This window comes from Actinosynnema pretiosum, assembly GCF_024171695.1.
Taxonomy (GTDB): Bacteria; Actinomycetota; Actinomycetes; order Mycobacteriales; family Pseudonocardiaceae; genus Actinosynnema; species Actinosynnema pretiosum.
The window spans coordinates 157352-173294 of the sequence record NZ_JAMTCF010000002.1 but is presented as its reverse complement, the minus strand read 5'-3'; the positions used below and the strand labels follow the sequence as shown (position 1 = coordinate 173294).

Annotated in this window: 15 protein-coding genes and 2 tRNA genes; 10 read left to right on the top strand and 7 right to left on the bottom strand. The window is 74.4% G+C overall.

Translation table 11 applies throughout. The annotated features are described in order from the left end of the window. Positions 1 to 123 precede the first annotated feature (123 nt). Entirely contained in the window at positions 124 to 1551 is a 1428-nt protein-coding gene (locus LV78_RS04085; protein ID WP_253843768.1) for a PH domain-containing protein, read from the top strand. Here the strand turns inward: LV78_RS04085 and LV78_RS04080 are convergent. From LV78_RS04080 to LV78_RS04060, 5 genes are all read right to left on the bottom strand, one after another. Next, positions 1526 to 2959 carry a PTS fructose transporter subunit IIC gene (locus LV78_RS04080; protein WP_253843377.1) on the bottom strand — a complete coding sequence of 478 codons (1434 nt, stop codon included), beginning with the start codon at positions 2957 to 2959 and terminating at the stop codon, positions 1526 to 1528. The two genes, LV78_RS04085 and LV78_RS04080, sit on opposite strands and share 26 nt — an antisense overlap. Then, on the bottom strand, positions 2956 to 3405 hold the full coding sequence (locus tag LV78_RS04075; protein ID WP_253843376.1) for a PTS sugar transporter subunit IIA: 450 nt from the start codon (positions 3403 to 3405) through the stop codon (positions 2956 to 2958). The genes LV78_RS04080 and LV78_RS04075 overlap by 4 nt, the downstream gene beginning before the upstream one ends. After that, the gene (locus tag LV78_RS04070; RefSeq protein ID WP_253843375.1) at positions 3402 to 4328 is read right to left on the bottom strand and encodes a 1-phosphofructokinase family hexose kinase; all 927 of its coding nucleotides are present in this window, start codon (positions 4326 to 4328) and stop codon (positions 3402 to 3404) included. Before LV78_RS04070 ends, LV78_RS04075 begins: the two co-directional genes overlap by 4 nt. After that, on the bottom strand, positions 4325 to 5086 hold the full coding sequence (locus LV78_RS04065; protein ID WP_253843374.1) for a DeoR/GlpR family DNA-binding transcription regulator: 762 nt from the start codon (positions 5084 to 5086) through the stop codon (positions 4325 to 4327). The genes LV78_RS04070 and LV78_RS04065 overlap by 4 nt, the downstream gene beginning before the upstream one ends. 98 nt (positions 5087 to 5184) lie before the next feature. Beyond that, on the bottom strand, positions 5185 to 6156 hold the full coding sequence (locus LV78_RS04060) for a GlxA family transcriptional regulator (protein ID WP_253843373.1): 972 nt from the start codon (positions 6154 to 6156) through the stop codon (positions 5185 to 5187). 71 nt (positions 6157 to 6227) lie between these two features. Between LV78_RS04060 and LV78_RS04055 the strand changes: the two genes are divergently transcribed. The 4 genes from LV78_RS04055 to LV78_RS04040 all read left to right on the top strand — a co-directional run bounded on the left by LV78_RS04055 (position 6228) and on the right by LV78_RS04040 (position 10028). Next, the gene (locus tag LV78_RS04055; RefSeq protein WP_253843372.1) at positions 6228 to 7499 is read left to right on the top strand and encodes an MFS transporter; all 1272 of its coding nucleotides are present in this window, start codon (positions 6228 to 6230) and stop codon (positions 7497 to 7499) included. Positions 7500 to 7568: 69 nt separating this feature from the next. Then, the gene (gene orn, locus LV78_RS04050) at positions 7569 to 8198 is read left to right on the top strand and encodes an oligoribonuclease (RefSeq protein ID WP_041836592.1); all 630 of its coding nucleotides are present in this window, start codon (positions 7569 to 7571) and stop codon (positions 8196 to 8198) included. A gap of 63 nt (positions 8199 to 8261) precedes the next feature. Next, positions 8262 to 8334, top strand: a tRNA-His gene (locus LV78_RS04045). A gap of 65 nt (positions 8335 to 8399) precedes the next feature. Then, a complete protein-coding gene (locus LV78_RS04040) occupies positions 8400 to 10028 on the top strand; it encodes an ABC-F family ATP-binding cassette domain-containing protein (RefSeq protein ID WP_253843371.1) in 1629 nt (542 codons plus the stop codon). Positions 10029 to 10044: 16 nt separating this feature from the next. Here LV78_RS04040 and LV78_RS04035 read toward each other — a convergent pair whose 3' ends face one another. After that, positions 10045 to 11208, bottom strand: coding sequence for a L,D-transpeptidase (locus tag LV78_RS04035; RefSeq protein WP_308208673.1), 1164 nt, complete (start codon positions 11206 to 11208; stop codon positions 10045 to 10047). 296 nt (positions 11209 to 11504) lie between these two features. Between LV78_RS04035 and LV78_RS04030 the strand changes: the two genes are divergently transcribed. Continuing rightward, a tRNA-Lys gene (locus LV78_RS04030) sits at positions 11505 to 11577 on the top strand. A 46-nt stretch (positions 11578 to 11623) separates the two neighbouring features. On the opposite strand, the gene LV78_RS04025 is transcribed toward LV78_RS04030, so the two are convergent. Then, on the bottom strand, positions 11624 to 12295 hold the full coding sequence (locus LV78_RS04025) for a hypothetical protein (RefSeq protein ID WP_253843370.1): 672 nt from the start codon (positions 12293 to 12295) through the stop codon (positions 11624 to 11626). 78 nt (positions 12296 to 12373) lie between these two features. On the opposite strand from LV78_RS04025, the gene LV78_RS04020 reads away from it, so the two are divergent. From LV78_RS04020 to LV78_RS04005, 4 genes are all read left to right on the top strand, one after another. Further along, positions 12374 to 13489 (top strand): DUF2786 domain-containing protein, encoded by a 1116-nt coding sequence (locus LV78_RS04020; RefSeq protein ID WP_253843369.1) that lies wholly within the window; start codon positions 12374 to 12376, stop codon positions 13487 to 13489. A gap of 100 nt (positions 13490 to 13589) precedes the next feature. Next, the gene (locus LV78_RS04015; protein ID WP_253843766.1) at positions 13590 to 13973 is read left to right on the top strand and encodes a very short patch repair endonuclease; all 384 of its coding nucleotides are present in this window, start codon (positions 13590 to 13592) and stop codon (positions 13971 to 13973) included. A gap of 19 nt (positions 13974 to 13992) precedes the next feature. Then, a complete protein-coding gene (locus LV78_RS04010; protein ID WP_253843765.1) occupies positions 13993 to 15078 on the top strand; it encodes a DNA cytosine methyltransferase in 1086 nt (361 codons plus the stop codon). A 42-nt stretch (positions 15079 to 15120) separates the two neighbouring features. Then, positions 15121 to 15912, top strand: coding sequence for a hypothetical protein (locus LV78_RS04005; RefSeq protein ID WP_253843368.1), 792 nt, complete (start codon positions 15121 to 15123; stop codon positions 15910 to 15912). Positions 15913 to 15943: the final 31 nt, after the last annotated feature.

The window sequence follows — 15943 nt, the reverse complement described above, 5'->3', positions numbered from 1 at the left end:
CCGGAAGCCCCGGCGGTCGCGGAAGCACCGGCGCCCCGAGCGGAACCGGCCCTCCCCGCCTACCCGACCGCCCCCGAGCTGAACGACGAGCTGGTCGTCGACTGGCACCGGCTGGACGCGCGCATGGTCGTGGTCCGCCCGCTCAACGAGATCATCGGCCTGGTCCCGGTGCTGATCGGCCTGCTGGTGCTGGGCAACGGCGACGGCTGGCGGATCGCCATGAGCGTCGGCGTCGTGGTCCTGGTCATCGCGCTGGGCGTGCTGAACTGGGTCACCACCCGCTACCGGATCACCCCGGAGCAGGTCGAGCTGCGCACCGGCCTGTTCGTGCGCAAGCGCTTGGCGGTGCCGCGCGACCGCATCCGCAGCGTGGACCTGACCGCGAAGCTGGGCCACCGCCTGTTCGGCCTGTCCGCCGTTCGGCTGGGCACCGGCAGCCGCGACCAGCCGGGCGAGGACGGCCTGACGCTGGACGCGGTCACCTCGGCGGAGGGCGAGCGGTTGCGCGTGCTGCTGCTCGACCACGCCCCGCGCACGGCGGGCGCGCCCGACCAGGCACCGCGCCCGGTGGAGCCGGGCAGGACGCTGGCCGAGCTGGACACCCGCTGGTTGCGCTACGCCCCGCTGACCCTGTCCGGCCTGGTCGGCATCGGCGCGCTGTTCGGCGTGGTGGTGAACTTCGCCCGCGAGCTGGACATCGAGGTGCTGGACCCGGCGGTGGACGCGGCGCACTGGGTGGTCGGGCAGCCGCTCGCGCAGACCATCGCGGTGTCGGTGCTGGTGGTGGCGGTGCTGTCGACGCTGGGCGCGCTGCTGCTGTACGTGCTCCAGTTCTGGGGCTACCGGCTGACCCGCGAGCCGGACGGCACGGTCCGGGTCCAGCGGGGGCTGCTGACCACGCGCTCGGTGTCGCTGGCGGAGCAGCGGTTGCGCGGCGTGGAGGTGCAGGAGGCGCTGCTGCTGCGGGCCGGTCGCGGCGCGAAGGCGGTCGCGGTGACCACGGGGCTGGGCAGGAAGGGCGAGAGCAGCCTGCTGCTGCCGCCCGCCCCGCGCGCCGAGGCGCACCGGGTGACGAGCGAGGTGCTGCGGGTCGAGGACCCGCCGACGACCGCGCCGCTGCGCGGGCACCCGGCGGCGGCGCTGCGCAGGCGGATGGTGCGCGCGGTGCTCCCGGCGCTGGTGCTGGTGGCCGCGCTGGTGGTGTGGGCGCCGTCGTGGGCGTGGCAGGCGTCGCTGCCGCTGGCGCCGCTGGCCGCGCTGGTCGGCTGGGACCGCTACCGCTCGCTGGGGCACGCGCTGACCGACCGCTACCTGGTGGTGCGGTCGGGTTCGCTGCTGCGGGAGACGGTGGCGCTGCAGCGGACCGGGATCATCGGCTGGCGGGTGCGCCGGACGTTCTTCCAGCGCCGCGCGGGCCTGGTGACCGTGGTGGCCACGACGGCGGCGGGCGACGGGCACTACGCCGTGGTGGACGTCGGGGAGGCGGACGGCCTCGCCGTCGCCGACGAGGCCGTCCCGGACCTGCTCAGGCCGTTCTTGCTGCGCCCGTGAACTGCTTGAGCAGCACCACGGCGGCGGCCGACACGAGCGTGCCGACCAGCAGGGACAGCAGGAACTGCAGCGGTCCGCCGATGAAGCCGATCACGAACAGGCCGCCGTGCGGGGCGCGCAGCGTCGCGCCGAGGCCCATCGACATCGCGCCGGTCACGGCCGAGCCGAGCATGAGCGGCGGGATGACCCGCAGCGGGTCGGCGGCGGCGAACGGGATGGCGCCCTCGGTGATGAACGAGGCGCCGAGCAGCCACGCGGCGCGCCCGTTCTCCCGCTCGACCGGGGTGAACAGGGCGCCGCGCACGGCCGTGGCCAGCGCGAGCGCCAGCGGCGGCACCATGCCCGCGGCCATCACGGCGGCCATGATCTCCAGCGAGGCCTGGGCGTCGGTGGTGAGCCCGCCGATGGCGAACGTGTAGGCGGCCTTGTTGACCGGGCCGCCCATGTCGAACGCCATCATCAGGCCGAGCAGCGCGCCGAGCAGGACCGCGCTGGTCCCGGTGAGCCCGCCGAGCCACTCGGTCAACCCGGTCGTCGCCGCCGCGACCGGCTTGCCCACCACCAGGTACATCAGGACGCCGACGGCGGCCGACCCGAGCAGCGGGTAGACCACGACCGGCATGACCCCGGCCATCCACTTCGGCACCTTGACGCGCTTGAGCCCGAGCACCACCGCGCCCGCGAGGAGACCGGCGACGAGGCCGCCGAGGAAGCCCGCGCCGGTCGCCGAGGCGACCGCGCCGCCGACGAAGCCGGGCGCGATGGCGGGCCGGTCGGCCATGGCGAACGCGATGAAGCCCGCGAGCACCGGCACCAGGAACCCGAACGCGAGCGCGCCGGTCTGCTGGCTGAGCGCGCCCCAGCTGGCGATGCTGGCCGGGTCGAAGTGCTCGGTGACCGGCGGCGCGTCGGTGACGTCGTAGCCGCCGAGGGCGAAGCCGAGCGCGATCAGCAGGCCGCCCGCCGCGACGAACGGGATGAGGTAGCTGACGCCGGTCATCAGCCACTGGCGCAGCCGGGTGCCGAACCCGTCGCCCGCCTTGGCCTTGCTGGTCAGCGCGGGTTCGGCCGGGTCGGCGGCGGCTGCGGGTTCCCGCTTGCCCTCCGCGGCGGCGGCCCTGGCCTGCTCCAGCAGCCCGGCCGCCCCGCTGATGGCCTGCTTGACGCTGGCCTCCACCACCGGCAGCCCGGCGAACCGCTCCCGGCCGGACACCGCGACGTCGGCGGCCAGGATGACCGCGTCGGCCGAGGCGATGACCTCCTCGGGCAGCGGGTCGGACCCGGCGGAGCCCTGCGTCTCGACGGTGATCTCGTCGCCGGACGCCTTCGCCGCCTGCTCCAGCGACTCGGCGGCCATGTAGGTGTGCGCGATGCCCGTGGGGCACGCGGTGATCGCGACGAACCTCACGGCGCGACCTCGGTCCGGACGTAGGAGGCGAGCTGCTCGGCGTCGGTCGCCTCGCGCAGGGTGGTGGTGAACTCGGCGCGGACCAGCCTGCGGGCCAGCGCGGCGAGCACCTTCATGTGGTCGGTGCCGCCGCCCTCGGGCGCGGCGATCAGGAACACCAGGTGCGCGGGGCCGTCCGGGGCGCCGAAGTCGACACCGGCCGCGCTGCGGCCGAACGCGAGCGTGGGCGCGGTGACGGCGGCCGAGCGGCAGTGCGGGATGCCGATGCCGCCTTCGAGGCCGGTGGGCATCTGCGCCTCGCGGGCGGCGACGTCGGCGAGGAACAGGTCGAGGTCGGTGACGCGGCCCGCCGCCACGAGCCGCTCCGCGAGGGCGCGCACGACCGCTTCGCGCGAGGTCGGCGCGAGGTCGAGGTCGACCAGGTCGGCTGTGATGAGTTCGGTCATGGGGCGCCTCCGCTGAGGGTGAGGTTCTCGTCGACGTCGACGAGGCGCACCGCGTCCGGGTGCACCTCGGTGGGGCCGGGCATCCGGCTTCCCTCGGCGGCCACCGCCGCCGTGCCGTAGGCGACCGCGGCGCGCAGCGCGTCCGGTCCGCCGCCGCCCGCGCGCAGGAACCCGGCGAGCGCCGCGTCCCCGGCGCCGACCGTGCTGCGGACGGTGGTGGGCGGGGCGATCGCGTGGTGCGCGCCTCGGGGGTCGACCAGCAGCGCGCCGTGCGCGCCGAGGGTGACCAGCACCGCGCCGACGCCGTCGGCGAGCAGTGCGCGCGAGAAGCCGAGGACCGCGCCGAGCGTGGGCAGCTCCGCGCCCGCCAGCTCGGCCAGCTCGGCGTGGTTGGGGGCGAGCAGGTCGACGGGACCGGCGCCCGCGAGCGGCGCGCCGGAGCTGTCCACGGCGACGCGCGCGCGGCCGGAACCGGCGGCGAGGCGGGCGTACAGGTCGGTGGGCGCGCCGGGCGGCAGGCTGCCGCAGCACACCAGCCACTCGGCGTCCGCGCACAGCCGCGCGGACTGCTCGACGAGCGCGGCGACCTCGGCGGGCGACAGCTCGGGGCCGGGTTCGTTGATCTTGGTGGTGGTGCCGTCCGCCTCGACCAGCGCGGTGTTCGTGCGGGTGTGGCCGTTGACCGGCACCGGGACGGCGGGGACCTCGCCGAGCAGGTCGAGCAGGAGCCCGCCGGACGCGCCGCCGACGGGCAGCAGCGCGACGGCGTCCGCGCCCGCCGCGGTGAGCGCGCGGGCCACGTTGACGCCCTTGCCGCCGGGCTCGAGGCGCACGGACGAGGCGCGCAGCACCTCGCCCCTGGTGAGCGAGCCGATGGCGGCGGTGCGGTCCAGGCTGGGGTTGGGGGTGACGGTGACGATCACGCCAGCACCACCGAGGGGCCCTCGGCCTCCAGCTCGCGCGCCGCCGCCCGGTCGAGCCCGCTGTCGCTGATCAGCACGTCCAGGTCGGAGAGCTTGGCGAACCGGCTGAGCTGGTCGGTCCCGTGCTTGCCGTGGTCGGCGAGCAGCACGCGCCTGCGCGCGGCCGAGACCATCGCGGTCTTCACGGCGGCCTCCGCTAGGTCGGGGGTGGTGCAGCCGCGCTGGGCGGAGAACCCGTTGGCGCCCAGGAAGACCACGTCCACGAGGAGCCCTTCGAGCGCGTCCAGCGCCCAGGACTCGACGGAGGCGAGGGTGGCTCCCCTGACCCGGCCGCCGAGCAGGTGCAGGGTGGCGCCCGGCCGGGCGGCGACGGCGGTGGCGATGGGCACCGAGTTGGTGATCACGGTCAGCTCCCGGTCGGTCGGCAGGAGCGCGGCGAGCCGGGCGGTGGTGGTGCCCGCGTCCAGCAGGACCGAGCCGCGCTCGGGCAGGTGCTCCAGGGCCGCGCGGGCGATGCGGTCCTTCTCGGCGGCGTTGGTGCGGTCGCGCTGGGCGACGCCCGGTTCGACGTCGAGCCGGTCGACGGCGACCGCGCCGCCGTAGACGCGGCGGACCAGGCCCTGGCGCTCCAGGACGCCCAGGTCGCGGCGGATGGTCTCGGGGGCGACGCCGAGCTCCTCGGCCATGTCGCTGACGTCGACCCTGCCGTCCCGCCGCGCCCGCTGCGCCAGCAGGGCGTGCCGCTCCGCCGCGTACATGCCCGTTTACCTCCGTTGTTGCCCGTTGCTACCCGATTCTGCTCGGGATCACGCCGCAGGCAATGGGCCGTTCGGGTGACAGCAAACCGAACCGGGCATCACCCTGCGGAGCGGAACGTGGTCCGGTAACCGCTCGGGGACACCCCGAGGACGGCCGCGAACCGCTGGCGCAGCGCGGCGCCGGTGCCGAACCCGGCGTGCCTGGCGACCTGGTCCACCGGCAGGTCCGTGGTCTCCAGCAACCTGCGCGCCCGGTCGACCCGCTGGCCGAGCAGCCAGTCGCCGGGGCTCGTGCCGGTCTCCTCGCGGAAGCGGCGGGTGAACGTGCGCACGCTCATCCGGGCGCGCTCGGCCAGCGCCCGCAGGTCCAGCGGCTCGTCCAGGTGCTCCAGCGCCCACGCGCGCGCGGTCGCGGTCGACGAGTCCCCGGTGGCCCGAGGCAGCGGGCGGTCGATGAACTGGGCCTGCCCGCCCGGTCGCCAGGACGGCACCACGCTGCGCCTGGCCGCCCGGTTGGCGACCTCGCTGCCGTGGTCGGCGCGCACCACGTGCAGGCACAGGTCGATGCCCGCCGCCACGCCCGCCGAGGTGAGCACGTCGCCGCCGTCCACGAACAGCACGCCGGGGTCCAGCTCGACCTGCGGGAACAGCAGGCGGAACTCGTCGGCGTGCAGCCAGTGCGTGGTGGCGCGCCGCCCGTCGAGCAGGCCCGCGGCGGCGAGGGCGAAGGCCCCGGTGCAGATGGACATCACCCGCGCGCCCCGCGCGGACGCCCTCCGCAGCGCCGCCCCGACCCCGTCGGGCAGCTCGCCCCGGTCGAGCAGCGCGGGGTCGTGCACGCCGGGCACCACGACGGTGTCGGCCTCGTCCAGCAGGCCCAGGCCCCGGTCGGCGGTGACGGTGAACCCGGAGGCCGAGCGCACCGGGGCGCCGCCGGGGGTGCACACGTCGACCCGGTAGAGCCTGCGGTCCGCCGCGTCGCGGGCGCCGCCGAAGATCTGGCCGGGGACGCCGAGGTCGAACGCGACCACGTCCGGCAGCACGAGCACGACCACGCGGTGGGGTGACATGGCCGGATGTTTGCACATGATGGCCCACCGGCCACTTCTGCGGGCGCGCCCAGGCGGCGCACGCTTGCCGCGTGATCCGCAACAAGCAGAACCAGGCGTGGGTGGTCGCCGCCGTCGCCTTCACCGCGCTGGTCGGCGCCGCCGCGTTCCGCGCGGCCCCCGGAGCGCTGGTCGAGCCGCTGCAGCGCGAGTTCGGCTGGTCGACCGGCTCCATCGGGTTCGCCGTGTCGGTGAACCTGCTGCTCTACGGCCTGACCGCGCCGTTCGCCGCCGCGCTGATGGAGCAGCTGGGCGTGCGCCGGGTCGTGGCGGGCGCGCTGGCCCTGGTCGCGGCGGGCAGCGCGCTGTCCACGCTGTCGTCCGCGAGCTGGCACCTGGTCCTGTTCTGGGGCCTGATGATCGGCATCGGGTCCGGGTCGATGGCGCTGGCGTTCGTGGCCACCATCACCAACCGCTGGTTCGTCCGGCGCAGGGGCCTGGTCACCGGCGTGCTCACGGCGGGCGGCGCGACCGGGCAGCTGGTGTTCCTGCCGGTGGTGGCCGCGCTCGCCGAGTCGTCGGGGTGGCGGGTGGCGTCGCTGGTCGTGTCCGGCGCGGCGCTGGCGGTGGTGCCGCTGGCGCTGCTGCTCCTGCGCGAGTACCCGGCCGACCTGGGCGTGCCGCCGCACGGCGGGACCGAGGTCGTGCCCCGGCCCGAGCGCACCACCGGCGCGGCCGGGCGGGCGCTGGGCGCGCTCGCGTCCGCCGCGCGCACCGGCCCGTTCTGGTTCCTGGCGGGCGGGTTCGCGATCTGCGGGGCCACCACCAACGGTCTGGTCGGCACGCACTTCATCCCCGCCGCGCACGACCACGGGATGCCCACCACCACGGCCGCCGGGCTGCTCGCGCTGGTCGGCGTGTTCGACGTCGCGGGCACCGTGCTGTCCGGCTGGCTCACCGACCGCGTCGACCCGCGCCTGCTGCTCACCGCCTACTACGCGCTGCGCGGGCTGTCGCTGCTGGTGCTGCCGCAGCTGTTCCACCACTCCGTGGAGCCGTCCATGCTGGTGTTCATCGTCTTCTACGGCCTGGACTGGGTGGCCACCGTGCCGCCGACGGTGGCGCTGTGCCGCGAGGTGTTCGGCGCGTCCGGGGCCGTCGTGTTCGGCTGGGTGTTCGCCTCGCACCAGGTCGGCGCCGCGCTCGCCGCGACCGCCGCCGGACTGGTCAGGGACGGCTTCGGCGACTACGCGCCCGCCTGGTACGCCGCCGGGCTGCTGTCCGTGGCCGCCGCCGGGCTGTCCCTCGCGGTGAGGCGGAGAGCCGCCTCGGCGAGCCCGCAGGACGAACCGGCGCGCGCGTGACGGAATCGCAAGGTGGACGCGGGCCCGAGCGCGCGGTCCGGCGCGGGCGCGGCGACTAGGCTTCGGGGGGTGATGGATCGCCTGGTGTGGATCGACTGCGAGATGACCGGCCTGGACCTGGGCTCCGACGCCCTGATCGAGATCGCGGCGCTGGTGACCGACGCGGAGCTGAACGTCCTCGGCGAGGGCGTCGACGTGGTCATCCACGCCGACGACGAGGCGCTCGCCGCGATGCCGGAAGTGGTCGTGAAGATGCACGCCAAGTCCGGCCTCACGGAGGAGGTCCGGCGCTCGACGACGACGCTCGCCGAGGCCGAGGCGCTGGTGCTCGCCTACATCCGCGAGTGGGTGCCCGACGCGCGCACCGCGCCGCTGGCGGGCAACTCGATCGCGACCGACCGGGGCTTCATCGCCCGCGACATGCCGGAGCTGGACGCGCACCTGCACTACCGGATGGTGGACGTGTCCTCCATCAAGGAGCTGTGCAGGCGCTGGTACCCGCGCATCTACTTCGCGCAGCCCGGCAAGGGCCTGGCGCACCGGGCGCTCGCGGACATCGAGGAGTCCATCCGGGAGCTGGCCTACTACCGCCGCACCGCGTTCGTGCCGCAGCCGGGGCCGACCTCGGAGCAGGCGCAGTCGGTGGCCGCCGAACTGCTCGCGGCGGACGGCGTGACGCCCGCCGACCGCGTGAAATAGGGGCGATTTCAGGCTTGGCGGTGTGGCACTGTATGCTTCATCCGCCGGGCCAGCCCGGTGATGGTGGGTGTAGCTCAGTCGGTAGAGCACTGGGTTGTGATCCCAGGTGTCGCGGGTTCAAGTCCCGTCACTCACCCCGAGAGAACGCCCCTCGACCACAAGGTCGGGGGGCGTTTCCCACGTCTTGAGGGGTTTTCGCCGATGAGCGCCACTCTCGTCGCCAAGGACCTGGCCGCCGGGCACGGCGACCGCGTGCTGTTCTCCGGCTTGGACCTGGTGGTCGCGCCGGGGGACGTGGTCGGCCTGGTCGGGGTGAACGGCGCGGGCAAGTCGACGCTCCTGCGCACCCTGGCGGGCCTGGTCCCCGCCGAGTCCGGTGTGATCCGCCTCTCCCCCGCGTCCGCGACGGTCGGGCACCTGCCGCAGGAGCCGGAGCGCCGTCCCGGTGAGACCGTGCGGGACTTCCTGGCCCGCCGCACCGGGGTCGCGCAGGCGCAGTCCGAACTGGACAGGCTCACCGAGCTGCTGTCGGAGGGCGTGGACGAGGGGTACTCGGAGGCGCTGGAGCGGTGGCTCGCGCTCGGCGGGGCGGACCTGGCCGAGCGGTCCGAGGAGGTCGCCGCCGAGCTGGGGCTGGGCGTGGACCTGGACCAGCCGATGACCTCGCTGTCCGGCGGGCAGGCGGCGCGGGCGGGCATGGCGTCGCTGCTGCTGAGCCGGTACGACGTGTTCCTGCTGGACGAGCCGACCAACGACCTGGACCTGGACGGGCTGGAGCGGCTGGAGGCGTTCGTCACGGGGTTGCGCGCGGGCGCGGTGCTGGTGTCGCACGACCGGGAGTTCCTGGCGCGCACCGTGACGCGGGTGGTCGAGCTGGACCTGGCGCAGCGGCAGGTGCGGTCCTACGGCGGCGGGTACGAGTCGTACCTGGAGGAGCGCGAGATCGCCAGGCGGCACGCGCGCGAGGACTACGAGGAGTACGCGGACAAGCGCTCGGACCTGGAGGAGCGGGCCAGGACGCAGCGCTCGTGGATGGAGAAGGGCGTGAAGAACGCCCGGCGCAAGTCCACCGACAACGACAAGGCAGGCCGCAAGTTCCGCTCCGAGTCGACCGAGAAGCAGGCCGCGAAGGCCAGGCAGACCGAGCGGTTGATCGAGCGGCTGGAGGTGGTCGAGGAGCCCCGCAAGGAGTGGGAGCTGCGGATGGAGATCGCCTCGGCCCCGCGCTCGGGCGCGGTCGTGGCGGTGCTGCGCGGCGCGGTCGTGCGGCGCGGCGACTTCGTGCTGGGGCCGGTCGACCTGCAGGTGGACTGGGCGGACCGGGTCGCGATCACCGGGGCGAACGGCGCGGGCAAGTCGACGCTGCTGGGCGCCCTGCTGGGCCGGGTCGAGCTGGCCGAGGGCTCGGCGTCGCTGGGACCGGGCGTGGTGGTCGGCGAGGTCGACCAGGCGCGCGGGCTGTTCCTGGGCGAGCTCCCGCTGGCCGACGCCTTCGGCGCCGAGGTGCCCGACCTGCCGTCGGCGGAGGTGCGCACGCTGCTGGCGAAGTTCGGCCTGAAGGCGGACCACGTGCTGCGCCCGGCCGCGTCGCTGTCACCGGGCGAGCGCACCCGCGCGGCGCTGGCGCTGCTCCAGGCGCGCGGGGTGAACCTGCTGGTGCTGGACGAGCCGACGAACCACCTGGACCTGCCCGCGATCGAGCAGCTGGAGTCGGCGCTGGAGAGCTTCACCGGCACCCTGCTCCTGGTCACCCACGACCGCAGGATGCTGGCCACGATGCGAACGACCCGCCGCCTGGAAGTGGCGGCGGGTCGCGTCGCGGACCGCTGACGGGCTGGGGCGGTGACTACTTGTTGCCGCCCTTCACCCACTCCTCCCACGGCACCTGCCAGTCGCCGAAGCCGTCCCACGACTCCAGGCGCGGGCCGCCCGAGTTGGTGACGATCACGATGTCGCCGGGCTTCGACAGGTCGAAGACCCACTTCGCGTTCTCGGGCGACAGGTTCAGGCAGCCGTGGCTGACGTTGCGCACGCCCTGGTCGCCGATCGACCACGGGGCGCTGTGGAAGAAGATGCCGCTGTTGGACATGCGCGTCGCCCAGTCGACCGGGGTGACGTAGCCGCCCGCGTCCAGCGCGAGGCCGTACGTGCGCGAGTCCATGACCATGTGGTCGTGCTTCTCGGTCAGCACGTACGTGCCGACCGGGGTGGTGTTGGCCGCGTTGCCCATGGAGGTGGGCATGGTGCGCGCGACCTGACCGTTGATCTTGGTGACGACCTGGTGGCTCTGGCCGTCCGCCTCGTGGATCACCGCGTCGCCGATGGTCGTCTGGATGTGGCGGTCCTTCTCGCCGTACACCCCGTTGCCCAGGTGCTTGCCGTAGACCTTGGCGTCGATGGTGACCTTGGTGCCCGCCGCCCAGTAGTTCTGCGGGCGCCAGTGCACCTCGTCGTTCTTGAACCAGTAGAACGCGCCGTCGACCTTGGGCTCCGTGGTGATGGAGATCATGGCCTCGGCGGCGGCCTTGTCCGCGATCGGCTCGTCGAAGTAGAACGCCAGCGGCTGGCCGACGCCGACGGTGGTGCCGTCCATCGGGTTGACCGACAGGAAGGTCTGCGTCCTCGGCTTCACCGTGGTGAAGGTCGAGGTCTGCGTGACCGGCTTGCCGTCCGCGCCCTGGCCGGTGACCGCGAGCGTGTACTGCTTCTGGTAGCCGAGCGCCTCGGTGTTGACCCACTGCGCGCCGTCGGCCGAGAGCTGGCCCGCGACGGTCTTGCCCTCCGCGTTGGTCAGCACGGCCTCGGTGATCTTGCCGTCGGTGGCGGTGGCCACGACCGGGAGACCCGGTGCGACGTCCGCCGTCTGGTTGGCGGGCCCGAGGCTGAGCGACACCGGCTTCGCGGGCTCCGAGGACTGCGCCGCCACCGGCGTCGTGTCGCTCCCGTTGCCCGCTGAATCGCCCGCACCGCTCGAACACGCCGTGAGCAAGGTCGCGACGACCCCGATCACAGCGATTCCCAGCGCCCCCCGCTTGCGCGACTTGCCCATCCCCTGCCCCGTCCGTTTCCGTGCCATTCCGAACACCGAACGTAGCTACATCCGCCCTGTTCAGCGTCCCCTGCATAGGGGACGTCATAGGGGTTGCCCTCGTTGCCGGAGATGCTGGATCGTTACCGGCACCCGACCGCGCCGTCCGGAGCCGCAAACCCGGCCTGACCAGGCGATTGGGAAGTGCGGCAGATGCTGTGCTAATGTTCTCCATGTCGGACGGAGCAAGAACAAAGCAAGAAAGCAAGACCGTCTGAGCGCCGCTAGCTCAACTGGCAGAGCAGCTGACTCTTAATCAGCGGGTTCGGGGTTCGAGTCCCTGGCGGCGCACTCCAGAAATGGGGCCTTCGAGAAATCGAAGGCCCCATTTCTGCGTTCAGCCGAAGGCCAGCGCTATCCGTCTCCTCACCATCAGCCTGGTCAGGCCGACATCGGGGTCGACCCGCAGGTCAGCGCGTCGGTCGAGCCGTTCGTAGGACTTCGCCAACAACCAGTGCGCGGCTTCCGAGCCCAGCGGCGTCAGCGGTCCCTGCCCGGCCAGTTCGGCCAAGGTCCTGCTCACCTGCCGGGTGACGAACGCCTTTCGCACGACGCTGCCGACCAATTCGTCTATCAGGAACACGAGAGCGTGTTCCCGGTCACCGAACCGGTAGGCGCAGAGCACCGCGAGGTAACCGGCGTCGATGGTGCGGTCGCACGTCCACGAGCCGCCGACCTTGAGCGGCGGCCCCGCCGGGCGCACCGCGTTCCTGGCCCACTGCCCAGGCCGCCCGGTGACCGCCGACGCCAGGACGCCCAGGAGGGCGTCGGAGCAGGGCCCCGAACGGGCGACGGCGTGCTCGACCAGCCCGGCCCAGAACTCGTCGTCGACCGCGCAGTCCGCCACCGCGCTGCTCAGCGTCAGCTCGGCCTCCAGCGGGTCGGCCACGGCGGGCAGGTCCCGGCAGCGGCGCACCACCCTGCGCTGCGCCGGGGTCAGGGGTGTCCCCTGTGGACGGCTCACCACCAGGGCCGGGCGCCGCAACGTGCTCTGCGTGTCGCGGCTCACAGGCTGAGGCTGGCACGGGGCGCGCCACCCCGCACCGGCCGGCGCGACACCGCACCCGAACGGGGACAATGGCCGCTCGTGGAGTCACTTCGCGAGGCGGTGTGGCGGGCCGCCACCACCCGGAGGGCGCGCCTGCCGCGCACCTCGACCCTGTCACCGTCCGAGGTGGACGGCGCCGTGCGCGCCGCGCTGCGGGACGCGCTGGACCCGCTGTGGGAGCGCGGCTGGACGCCCGGCGACGTGCGCGAGGTGGTGGGCAGGGCCGGGGACGCGCGGGCGGTGGCGTACCTGGTGGACGTGCTGGCCGCCGAGTCCGAGCGGCTGGGCGCGCTGCCGCCGCTGTGGCGCGAGCAGCTGGCGGAGCTGGACGCGCGGGTCTGGTGGGACGCGGAGCTGCCGCACCTGGACCAGTGGGCGGCCAGGCACATCGAGCTGCGCGACGACGCGGTGGAGGTGGCGGTCGGCGTGCTCGGGAGCCTGATCGGGCTGCCGCCGCTGCCCGCGATCGCGCCGCCGCCGGGGTCGCCGCTGGCCGGGCTGGAGCACCGGGGCGTGGACGCGCGCGTGCTGAAGCGGGTTCGCGGGCTGCTGGCCAAGGCCGAGTCGACCGCGTTCCCCGAGGAGGCGGAGGCGCTGTCGGCGAAGGCGCAGGAGCTGGTGACGCGGCACGCGCTGGAGCGGATGCCGGACGAGGAGCCGTCGGCCGGGTCGCGGCGGTTGTGGCTGGACCGGAAGTACTTCGACGGCAAGGCCCAGGTGGTGCACGTGGTCGCCGAGGCGAACCGGGCGCGCGCGGTCGTGCACTCCGACCTGGGGTTCGTGGCGCTGGTGGGAGCCGAGGTGGACCTGGAGATCGTGGAGCTGCTGTCGCGGTCGCTGCTGGTGCAGGCCACGCGCGCGATGGTCGCGGCTGGCGAGCGGGCCGGGAAGGCCTCGGAGGAGCGGTCGCTGGGGTTCCGCAAGTCGTTCCTGCTGGCGTACGCGCAGCGGGTCGGGGAGCGGCTGCGGGTGGTGAACGAGGTGTCGGACGACCGGTTGCTGCCGGTGCTGGCGCAGCGGCGCAAGGAGGTGGACACGTTGTTCGGGCGGTTGTTCGCGCGGACCGTGTCCAAGACGACGGTGGTGCGCAGCGCGGCCGGGTGGGACGCCGGGTGGGACGCGGCGGCTCGGGCGGACCTGGACGCCGGGCGGTGACGCGCGCGGTGACGTTCCCCTCCCCGTGACGTGCGCCTCGCCGGTGCGGGAGCATGGGCGGGTGCCGGAGCTGGAGACCACGGACGACGTCCGCGCCAGGATGAGCAGGCAGCGCTCGCGCGACACCGGGATCGAGGTGGCGCTGCGCCGGGAGCTGCACCGGTTGGGCCTGCGGTACCGGGTGCACCGGCGGCCGGTGAGGGGCGTGCGGCGCGAGGCGGACGTGGTGTTCGGGCCGACGCGGGTGGCGGTGTTCGTGGACGGGTGCTTCTGGCACGGCTGCCCCGAGCACGGCACCTGGCCGAAGCGGAACGGCCAGTTCTGGCGGGCCAAGATCGAGGCGAACCGGGCGCGGGACGCGAACACGGACCTGGTGCTGGCCGAGGCCGGGTGGGCGGCGGTGCGGGTGTGGGAGCACGAGGACCCGGCGGTGGCGGCGGAGCGGGTCCGGGAGGCGGTCCTGGGGCGGCGCGGTCTCGGCTAGCCTGACCGGTGTGCTGTCCATGATCGACCTGTTCGCCGGGTGCGGCGGCATGACCTCCGGTTTCACCTCGGCGGGGTTCGAGCCGGTCATGGCGGTGGAGCACGACCTGCACGCGGCGTCGACGTACGCGGCGAACTTCGGCGAGGACCACGTGCGGTGGGCCGACATCGCGGCGGTGCCGGACTCGGACGTGCCTCAGGTCGACGTGGTGGTCGGCGGGCCGCCGTGCCAGGGGTTCTCGACGCTGGGGTCGCGGGACGTGACCGACCCCCGGAACTCGCTGTGGCGGGAGTACCTGCGGGTGGTGCGGGCGGCGCGGCCGTCGGTGTTCGTGATCGAGAACGTCGGGCGGTTCCTGGCGTCGACCGAGTTCGCGCTGCTCCAGGCCGAGACCGAGGGGTACGAGCTGTCGGCGGGGGTGCTGCTGGCGGCCGACTTCGGGGTGCCCCAGCGCAGGCGGCGGGCGATCGTGATCGGGTCGCGGGTCGGAAGGGTGGAGCTGCCGTCGCCCACGCACGAGCGCGCGCGGTGGCACTCGGTGCGGGACGTGCTGACCGGGTTGCCCGAGGTTCCGCGGTCGACCGCGCTGCCCAAGGCGGCGACGGAGTTCTTCGGGCGGTCGGTGCCGGGGCGGTTCACGAGCGCGGACCTGCACGTCGGCCGCAACCCGACGCCGCTGTCGCTGCTGCGGTACCGGCACGTGCCGCCCGGCGGCGGGCGGTTCGACCTGCCGGACGAGCTGCTGCCGAGGTGCTGGCGGGAGAAGAAGACCGGGACGACGGACGTGATGGGGCGGATGCGGTGGGACGAGCCGTCGCTGACCATCCGGACCGAGTTCTACAAGCCGGAGAAGGGGCAGTACCTGCACCCGCAGTGGGAGCCGGGCGAGGACGGGCACCGGGTTGACCGGCCGATCACGCACCTGGAGGCGGCGCGGTTGCAGGGGTTCCCGGACGGGTTCGAGTGGTGCGGGACGAAGGGCGAGGTGGCGCGCCAGATCGGCAACGCGGTGCCGCCGCTGTTGGCGCGGGCGGTGGCCGAGCACGTGCGCGGGGCGCTGACCGGCGTCGCTCGACCGGGTGACTTCTGCCCGCTCTGCCCGTGACCGGGCCGGTTTTTGTCGGGGGTCGCCCCTAGCGTCGTCGACATGATGACAGCGACGTACGAGAGCACTGTTCTGCTGGGCACGACGAGCTACCGCGTGGTGGCCTCGGCCGATCCCGACCTGGTGGTGGAGCTGACCGGCGTGGACACCTCGGGGGCCCTGGTGGCGGAGGGGGCGCTGCGGCTGCCCGCGGATTCCGGGGTGGCGGTCGGGAGGCTGCTGGGGCAGGTCCTGGGGGCGCTGGGGCGGTTGGGCGCGCCGGGGACGACCGGGCGCGGGCGGCCCGCGAACGCGAACCAGCCGTGGAGCGCGGAGCTGGACGGGCGGCTGCGGGCTTCCTGGTTGGCGGCGGGGCCCGGTGCGACGGCGGCCGAGGTGGTGCGGGCGGCGGCTCGCGAGATGGGGCGGTCGGCTTGGTCGATCCGGGCGCGCTTGGCGCGGGTGGGATGCGATCCGGACGTGCCGGGGCGGGCGCTGGCACCGGCGGGCGCGGGGGTGCTGGGGGTCGGGGAGCCGGGGGCGGTGGGGTTGCCGCCGCCTGCGGTGGGTGTGGTGGTGGGGTCGGCGGTGGGGCCGGTGGTGGGAGCGGGGTCGGTGGGTCCGGTGTCGGCCGGGCTGGTGGCCGGGCTGGCAGCCGGGGAACCGGCGGTGGCCGGGCCGGTGACTGCGCGGTCGACGGCGCGTTCCACGGGCGCGGGTGCTGGCACTGGCGTGAGTGCGAGCGCTGACGTGGACGTCGGCACCGGTGCCAGCACCGACACCGGCGCCGGGACCAGCCCTGGGATCGGGGCCTCTCAGGGTGCGGATCAGGGGGTGGCTCAGGGGCAAGCCTGATCCGGGGACGACCCGATCCGACGATGCTCGG

What these genes read in the sequence shown, in the direction of transcription:
- LV78_RS04085 (WP_253843768.1), top strand. Translation starts at nt 124, where the DNA reads ATGGTCGTGGTCCGCCCGCTCAACGAGATCATCGGCCTGGTCCCGGTG.
- LV78_RS04075 (WP_253843376.1), bottom strand. Translation starts at nt 3,405, where the DNA reads ATGACCGAACTCATCACAGCCGACCTGGTCGACCTCGACCTCGCGCCG.
- LV78_RS04065 (WP_253843374.1), bottom strand. Translation starts at nt 5,086, where the DNA reads ATGTACGCGGCGGAGCGGCACGCCCTGCTGGCGCAGCGGGCGCGGCGG.
- LV78_RS04060 (WP_253843373.1), bottom strand. Translation starts at nt 6,156, where the DNA reads ATGTCACCCCACCGCGTGGTCGTGCTCGTGCTGCCGGACGTGGTCGCG.
- LV78_RS04040 (WP_253843371.1), top strand. Translation starts at nt 8,400, where the DNA reads ATGAGCGCCACTCTCGTCGCCAAGGACCTGGCCGCCGGGCACGGCGAC.
- LV78_RS04015 (WP_253843766.1), top strand. Translation starts at nt 13,590, where the DNA reads ATGAGCAGGCAGCGCTCGCGCGACACCGGGATCGAGGTGGCGCTGCGC.
- LV78_RS04010 (WP_253843765.1), top strand. Translation starts at nt 13,993, where the DNA reads ATGATCGACCTGTTCGCCGGGTGCGGCGGCATGACCTCCGGTTTCACC.
- LV78_RS04005 (WP_253843368.1), top strand. Translation starts at nt 15,121, where the DNA reads ATGATGACAGCGACGTACGAGAGCACTGTTCTGCTGGGCACGACGAGC.